Here is a 5,096-nt window from a genome sequence, read left to right as displayed (position 1 = left end):
GTCGGCCCGCTAGCTTCGGATTAAAACCAAACACTCCATCTCGACCACCAGTAAACAAACTAACGTCCTCATAAATCAACCGTCTACCACAGTCTTGGTGATACGACTGACATAGCAAGCTGAAACCTATCACAATTGAAATAGAAAAAACACCTGCGAAGCCAACATACTAGCTTACTTAGATCCCTCTGTGACTTCTGAGCTTTTTCCATCTCCAGCTATTCTGCGCGGCAACTTCTGCCAATTTTTCCAAAGGTGCGCAAATCCACCCTCAATATGCTCAGGCGCAAGCACACGAAGCTTACGTTCTGCCGGCTTGAACTCCACTTCCTCAAATCGCCCAACGTATTCACCATCTACTTCGATTGGAACGTCTCGATCAGATATTACGGTGAATTCGTCAGCTTGAACATATTCGACAGAGGAACTCACTAAATCAATCACACCTGCTATCCCTTTGAGCGAATCTAACACAAACTTGTAGCCAGATTCTTTAAAAATCAAAATATCTAACACATCATCTTCATTGCAAGCTTTTGAGAACAACTTCACTTGCCCACCATACAGCTCACCATTCCCCACTAACACAGCGACGCCCTCAAATTCTCTTCCATCCTTGCAAACTACACGCATCTTCGGAGGCTTTTCACCAAGTACTTTCACGGCGGACATTAAGAAAGCTAGTGGCCCCAGAAGGTTTTTCGACTCTACAGTTGTGTCCTCTATCACCTGCGCATCAAAACCAATACCTGCCATCTGAACGAATGGTTGACCATTGGCAACAAAAAGGTCCACTTCTCTAACAAATCCCGCATCGATGATCTCCAATGCCAGAGAGAGCTTTGAACTCTGCAAATTAGGAACTGGTATTCCCATTTCCCGGGCAAAGACATTCATTGTTCCAGCTGGCAGCACTCCCAGAGCTGTTTCAGTTCCAGCCAAGCCTTGAATCACAGCATTCAGTGTCCCATCACCACCAGCAGCTAAGACAACTGGCTCACCTTTTGCGGCGAAATCAGCTGCTAAATCTCTAGCATCATCGATATCACGCGTGGCATAGAGGATAAAGTCTTGAGCATTCGCCATCAAAAACTGTAATGCCCGCTTGCCTTTCTGGCTGCGTGCATTGGGATTATAAAGCAATGGGTAACGAGACTGAGCTGCCGACATCTGCTTATGATGGTGGATTTAATTCTGGCCGCAACCCGAAAGATCGCAATTGTTCCAAAACTAAAGTCTGCGGGAGGCCTACCACATTGGAGAAGTCACCACTAACACTCTCAATAATCATCTCACCGCATTCCTGCACAGCGTAACTGCCTGCCTTATCCATCACATTAACTCTTTCCATGTAAGATCGAATCGCCTCCTCGTTGATTTCCTTAAACACGACATCCGTCACTGCGTGAAAAGACTGCACCCGATCACCTTCTATCAGGCACATACCCGAGCACACCTGGTGTGAGCGTCCAGACAATCGCTTTAGCATTACTTCAGCCTCACATTGGGTCTTTGGTTTACCCAGCGGCTCCTCATCAAGGTACACAAGAGTGTCTCCACCTAATACAACAGCATCAGGATACTGAGAAGCTACGGCCTCAGTTTTTAGAACCGCATTCCGCTCACAGAGTTCAGTGAGCGGTATATCTGAGCGGTGTTCTTCTTCAGCATCTGATATGATCACGTCGAAATCAAAGCCTAGCTCAGCGAGTAATTCTTTTCTCCGAGGTGAGCCAGAGGCCAATATCAAGCGTTTCTTCATAGCCCAAGCATTACAGGCCTCTCAACATTAGCCAATATCAATCACTGGTCCGTTGGTCGAATCAACCTTTGAAGCATCACGATTGCATCGAGGACAAGGGAGACCTTGCTCAATCCCTCCAGCGTTTTCTACCTGACACACCTCTAGAAAAAGATCCGCTTCACAATGAGGGCAGAAACATTGGCTCGAGTAATAAAGCTCCATAGCTGGTCGTACCAGAACGAGAAGCAATACAACCAGAAACACTCCACTTACCGGCATCAAACCGCCAGCGAGAAATACACAACCTCCAACAACACCACAAATTAGTGTTGTCCTCCAACTTCCATGCACACGTCTTCGTTGCAGCGCGTAGCGAGTCAATGCTGATGGTTTTTCCACGCTCTAGAGCTAGCACAGCCAAAGTGCCTGCGCCAACTAAGTTTTAACAACTCATGCCAATGAGTACACACTGGCCGCACCTGTGGTTCTACTCCCTCCGCGAAAAAATGCGAAGTCCCGACAGTCCTCATTCATGAAGCCGCGCTATCATCAATGAGCCTAGACAATAACAACTCGCATGGCTCTGACATATCTCGCGCAATCTACTTACCATAAGTCTCGATTTTTCAGTGGAGCGAAGCACTTCACGCAGCGTTCCTAAGTAATGCCACCATTACTCCTTGGATAATGAGCTCACGTGCTGGGATTAGATCTGGAAACATTTCATTCTCAGCCTGTAGATACGGTTTACTCCCCTGCATTATGTAGCGCTTGAGGGTGGTTTCTCCATCAATCAGAGCTGCGACAACATCACCTCGCCTTGGCTCACGAAATTCAAGTATCACAGTATCTCCATCACAAATATGGGCATCGACCATAGAGTCACCACGGACTTTAAGAGCAAATGTACGAGCATTACGCGGAATACCAAGGCTTCGTATATCAATAGATAAGCATCCATCTTGCTGCTGTTCTTGATCTTCACCCATCCCAGCTGCGATGGATCCATAAACTGGGACATCCACGATCTCTTCGCGGTCTAACTCATCCGTAAAAGCAACCTTGTGTCCGTTCCTTTGAATCAAGCCCTTTTTCTCCAGTGAGCGCAGATGGTTCATAGCTGCTGTCTGACTCGCAAATTCGAATCGACGCTGAATATCTCTGGAGGAAGGGATAACTCCATACACCCTATAATCTTCTTTAAGGTAATCGTATACCTCTTGCTGTCTCTTTGTTAACGCTTCACCCATAAACTGAACACTGTTCTTTAGAACACGTTATTCTCTCAAGTGATATATGACAAGCCGAAATTACGATCGGCTAGATTCTTTCGTATCCTGAAGCATGACGCTCCCCACTAGCGCAGCAATAAAAATTGCGGTAAAAAGTACGCCGCTGAGCCCGGCAAATATTGCCACAATTTTAGCAGACGGATTCACCGGAACAATGTCACCGTAACCTAGCGACGTAATCGTCACGAAGCTATAATAGAGATTCTCTGAAGCTAAGGTAGGCTCTCCTGAGACTTGATTCAGAATGGCTCCAGGATGCTGCCTTCCGATAAACATAAAAATACCAGACCAGAACAAGCCTAATAAAATATAACCAGCTATGCCCGAGAGAACCCTGTCTGATTTAGGCACTTTCTTCCTAAAAAAACTGTGCTTAATCAAGACCTTAAAAATCATCAAATAGGCGAGTGTGGAACAAACACATGCTGAGAATTGGCTCCAGTAAGCGTTACCCATCACCCCCAAGGAAAGAGATATGAGGCAGAGAATTATATATCGATAGAGCCAGCCTCTATCCTGGGCTAGCGCATAGCCCCCAAGTGTGAAAAAAACGAAGTAAATGGACGAGAGCCAATAGCCCCCTTCAAGTTCTCTCTCCCAAAATGCCGAGGTAATAATGAGGAACATCTCGGCTAAAATCAAAGCCATTGCTTGATTGCGCAACTTCATATTCATAGGTATTAGTATGTAACTTCTTCAGAGAACATTTTCTCATCTTGTTGAGCCTTCTCCTCAGCGTCTTTGTAGTAACCTGAGAACAAAAATGGGACAACCGCACACAAAACCATGTAAGCTATAAATAAAGCTAGCATGACCTTCCCTGGAGTATCTAACTTCTTGTGCAGAGCGTATCCTGGAGGACATGCAATTAGCCTGAAACCCAGCCAAATGTTAGCAAAAGGCACGAAACTCCAAAGGAAGTTCCATCGCGACATCGATAAATTTTTAAGACGTGAAAGGCTCACCAATAAACTTAAAATTCCAATTACTAAGAAGGTAACGAAAACTCCAATAACTAATCCACTGTCAGCCACACCTGTTTCATCTACAAGCGACTTATATTTACCCGCTAAATTGAAGATAACACCTATACCTACCACATTAAACATGAGGCTCCACAAGAAGTAGGCCAATCGACCGATACCTGTAGATTCCACACTCTCACGTCTGGCTGCCATAGCATCCGCTAAGGCATTGTCATCATCTATGCTAGCTGATGATTCATAAGGGTTGGACGGTGCTGGTACGCTAACAGGTTTAGATGTAGACCCTATCCCATTAGCCGGTGCAGCAGGAGGAGTTTTCGAAGCCTCCGCGACTGGAGGGATAGCCTCTGGTGATGCTATAATGAGTGGCGAACCAGCTGCCATACCCTGTAACTCGGGCACATTATCCATCGTCACCCAATCACTCAAGCCAGGTCCCCATATGAGATCTTTCTCTCGGTCGATCTTCATGTGCTCAATTGCCCCACGCAACACATCCACAGTTACAGGACCTTTGCGCTCCCCGTGCTGGGTATAAAACCAAACTGATTCTTGTTCACTCATTACTGCAGCGCAAGCTATCGTATTCCCCCCACAGTGTGAAGCATGGATGAACTATTTATTGAATGAATGGCTACCTCAGCCAACTGTTGTGTAAGTTCTAACATTTCACAACCGATTGGCTCGACGCACAATCAAATCAGAAGTTTCGAAACCACAGTAAAGGCGGCGACCCATACGCGTTCACTTAGTGCGTAACTAATTGAAAATAAATCAATAAAAAGCTTGAAATAGTGAGTGCGTCGGCATGCTTGGCATGTCTAAACGCTTACACACCAACGACTCGCCGCTCAACTTATTAGACCTTGATGCTATTGCCAAGCATTCATCTTTCATTCGAAGAAAAACACAAAGTTTCTCGGCGCTTTCGATCATCTTAGCCTTATTCAAATGCCTGCAAAAAGGTGATGCCTCCTTCAATCTGTTAGCTGGCGAGATGAGGCTCTTGAATCTCAAATCACTTTGCCGAGGCGCTATCTACAAACGACTTAACCAAACAGCGGTCGACTTCCT

7 protein-coding genes are annotated in these 5,096 nt (G+C 45.8%); 1 reads left to right on the top strand and 6 read right to left on the bottom strand.

Translation table 11 applies throughout. The features are described from left to right. Positions 1-174: 174 nt before the first annotated feature. The 6 genes from ABGY95_RS03390 to ABGY95_RS03365 all read right to left on the bottom strand — a co-directional run bounded on the left by ABGY95_RS03390 (position 175) and on the right by ABGY95_RS03365 (position 4,586). Positions 175-1,170, bottom strand: coding sequence for a diacylglycerol kinase family protein (locus tag ABGY95_RS03390; protein ID WP_347440292.1), 996 nt, complete (start codon positions 1,168-1,170; stop codon positions 175-177). Positions 1,171-1,174: 4 nt separating this feature from the next. After that, complete coding sequence (locus ABGY95_RS03385) at positions 1,175-1,762, bottom strand: Maf family protein (protein ID WP_347440291.1); 588 nt, start codon at positions 1,760-1,762, stop codon at positions 1,175-1,177. A 27-nt stretch (positions 1,763-1,789) separates the two neighbouring features. Then, entirely contained in the window at positions 1,790-2,143 is a 354-nt protein-coding gene (locus ABGY95_RS03380) for a hypothetical protein (protein WP_347440290.1), read from the bottom strand. A 245-nt stretch (positions 2,144-2,388) separates the two neighbouring features. Further along, positions 2,389-2,994 (bottom strand): transcriptional repressor LexA, encoded by a 606-nt coding sequence (lexA, locus tag ABGY95_RS03375; RefSeq protein ID WP_347440289.1) that lies wholly within the window; start codon positions 2,992-2,994, stop codon positions 2,389-2,391. Positions 2,995-3,054: 60 nt separating this feature from the next. Then, positions 3,055-3,705 carry a potassium channel family protein gene (locus ABGY95_RS03370; protein ID WP_347440288.1) on the bottom strand — a complete coding sequence of 217 codons (651 nt, stop codon included), beginning with the start codon at positions 3,703-3,705 and terminating at the stop codon, positions 3,055-3,057. A gap of 11 nt (positions 3,706-3,716) precedes the next feature. Next, positions 3,717-4,586 carry a DUF4339 domain-containing protein gene (locus ABGY95_RS03365; protein WP_347440287.1) on the bottom strand — a complete coding sequence of 290 codons (870 nt, stop codon included), beginning with the start codon at positions 4,584-4,586 and terminating at the stop codon, positions 3,717-3,719. Between the two features lie 253 nt (positions 4,587-4,839). Between ABGY95_RS03365 and ABGY95_RS03360 the strand changes: the two genes are divergently transcribed. After that, on the top strand, positions 4,840-5,096 hold a 257-nt coding region (locus tag ABGY95_RS03360), incomplete at its 3' end, for a hypothetical protein (protein ID WP_347440286.1).

It is taken from the genome of Rubritalea sp. (genome assembly GCF_039830215.1).
Lineage (GTDB): Bacteria > Verrucomicrobiota > Verrucomicrobiia > Verrucomicrobiales > Akkermansiaceae > Rubritalea.
This window is presented reverse-complemented; position numbering and strand designations above follow the sequence as displayed.

Coding starts and splice junctions, on each gene's coding strand:
- ABGY95_RS03365 (WP_347440287.1), bottom strand. CDS start 4,586: ATGAGTGAACAAGAATCAGTTTGGTTTTATACCCAGCACGGGGAGCGC.
- ABGY95_RS03385 (WP_347440291.1), bottom strand. CDS start 1,762: ATGAAGAAACGCTTGATATTGGCCTCTGGCTCACCTCGGAGAAAAGAA.
- ABGY95_RS03390 (WP_347440292.1), bottom strand. CDS start 1,170: ATGTCGGCAGCTCAGTCTCGTTACCCATTGCTTTATAATCCCAATGCA.
- ABGY95_RS03370 (WP_347440288.1), bottom strand. CDS start 3,705: ATGAAGTTGCGCAATCAAGCAATGGCTTTGATTTTAGCCGAGATGTTC.
- lexA (WP_347440289.1), bottom strand. CDS start 2,994: ATGGGTGAAGCGTTAACAAAGAGACAGCAAGAGGTATACGATTACCTT.